Source organism: Mesorhizobium album, assembly GCF_033977205.1.
Taxonomy (GTDB): Bacteria; Pseudomonadota; Alphaproteobacteria; order Rhizobiales; family Rhizobiaceae; genus Mesorhizobium; species Mesorhizobium album.
Genome location: NZ_JAVIIW010000116.1, coordinates 1 through 1,781, shown reverse-complemented (window position 1 = coordinate 1,781; position 1,781 = coordinate 1). Strand labels below are relative to the sequence as shown.

General features: G+C 61.9%; 3 protein-coding genes. 1 reads left to right on the top strand and 2 read right to left on the bottom strand.

Features of this window, described 5'->3' with window-relative positions:
• The first annotated feature begins 114 nt into the window (after positions 1-114).
• Complete coding sequence (locus tag RFN28_RS34425) at positions 115-309, top strand: hypothetical protein (protein WP_320291571.1); 195 nt, start codon at positions 115-117, stop codon at positions 307-309.
• A gap of 177 nt (positions 310-486) precedes the next feature.
• Here the strand turns inward: RFN28_RS34425 and RFN28_RS34420 are convergent, their stop codons facing one another.
• Together RFN28_RS34420 and RFN28_RS34415 are read right to left on the bottom strand one after the other, a co-directional pair.
• Positions 487-870 carry a DNA methyltransferase gene (locus RFN28_RS34420; protein WP_320291570.1) on the bottom strand — a complete coding sequence of 128 codons (384 nt, stop codon included), beginning with the start codon at positions 868-870 and terminating at the stop codon, positions 487-489.
• A 130-nt stretch (positions 871-1,000) separates the two neighbouring features.
• Complete coding sequence (locus RFN28_RS34415; protein WP_320291569.1) at positions 1,001-1,474, bottom strand: DUF992 domain-containing protein; 474 nt, start codon at positions 1,472-1,474, stop codon at positions 1,001-1,003.
• Positions 1,475-1,781 lie beyond the last annotated feature (307 nt).

Below are 1,781 nucleotides of genomic sequence, written 5' to 3'. Positions count from 1 at the left end.
CATTGGGCCTTGCTCTTCGGACGCGGCCGAACAATGGGAGCCGTATGACGCGAGAGTGTCACGTACGGTTCTGCGAGAGCGCGGGGGTGCGATTCCCCCGCGCCACTCACCTCCATGGCAAAGCATGCGCGTTCCCTTGTCGAGAACAAGCACTTCAACGGCCACCCCGATCTTTTGGTGCAGGGGGTGTACCCCAACAATTCGGTGAAATCCGGCACGGAGGGCATCGAGATCAAGAGCACCCGCAAGCCAGGCGGTGCTGTCGACACCCATGGCGCACGCGAGCAGCATATGTGCGTGTTCGTATAGGAGACCCAACCACGATACCGAGCCAGCCCGCGATCGTCGTCCGATGCGATTCTCGGAAGTCCACATGCCTATGTGACGGAAGCCGATTTTCGCAAGAATCCGCGCGGCGAACTCGGCACCCGCACAGCGACCCTCGATCGCGCGGGTATTCAGAAACTCCGATCAAATTGGATCTATCTACTGAACCGCTAGAGCAGCAAGCTTCGGAACGACGCTCCGGGCCATCATGACATAGGTCAAGTCCCGTTCAATACCGACGCTTTCGTAGCCGACCGCATTGGCGGCGGCGAGCGTAGAGCCGGACCCTGCGAAAGGATCCAAAACCACGCCGTCGCCCATTGGCAGCGAGGCATAAACCAGGCGCCGCAGAAATGCCTGCGGCTTCAGCGACGGATGCGGAGCGATCCGCTTCTCGCTCGTCGGAGTGGGGCTTGATTTGATGACGTCGCCAAAAGGCCTCTCGGCCGAGATCCGGCGAAATCCGCCTGTCTTCCATTTGCGCAAGTTGTCCTGCACGCGTCCGTCCAAGGGATGACGCAGAACCACCCAGGGTTCGAACATCGAGCGTGGCATAACGCTCACGTCGGGAAATTCCAGGTCTCGGCATCTCCAAAAGATACGGCCCGGAACAGCCGAATTGTGCTGTCCCGGGCCGCGTGTATGGAGAGCGGGCGGTCGGGAGTTGAATGCTTCACTTGTAGGAGTGGACGAGGTCCAGCGAGGCCACGGTGACGGCCAGGTTGACGCCGGTCTGCGCCTGGACGCTCAGCGGCTCGAGCATGAAGGCGCTGTCCAGTCCGCCGACCAGGACATTGGCGCCGCCGCCGGTCACGACGCTCGCCTCGGCGTTGACGCCGTAATAGCTGCCGGCGAGATCGCCCGCGTCATGGTTGCGGGTCGCGGCAAGCACCGCCCAGACGAGCTGGCCCTGATGCGTCTTGCCGACATCGACACCGAGCTTGGAGATCATTCCGGTGTAGATCTCGGCCGGGCCGTGATGAGAGGGGCGGAAGACGCAGGACACGCCCTTGTTTGACGTGATCACATAGCCGGTGCCACCGTCGATGGTGCAATCGAGCGTGCCGAGCCGCAGCGTGCCGGCGCTGACGGGAAGGGCGAGGACCGTGGTTGAAAGCGCGGCGGCACAGACAAGTTTCTTGATCATCGGAAAGGTCCTTTCGCAAAGATTGGCCCCGATTAAACGGTCGAGGTACGTCGAGCGTTCCGCCGAAAACTTGGCGCGAGCGTGGCAAAGCGTTAAGCCATTGCCCTCAGCGGTTAACGGATCGCTATCGGTGTCTCAGTACCGCAACAGTGCCAAACAGCCCCATCGCCAGCGATGACCAGGCGTGCAGCACCTAGACGTCATGTTCCGGGGCTGAGATCGGTGGCCCGCCCTTTCGTGCGATTAAAAGACGAGGGTTGCTCGGATGGGCCGAGCCGATCCTCACGCACGGAGGGCGAGCCCGAGA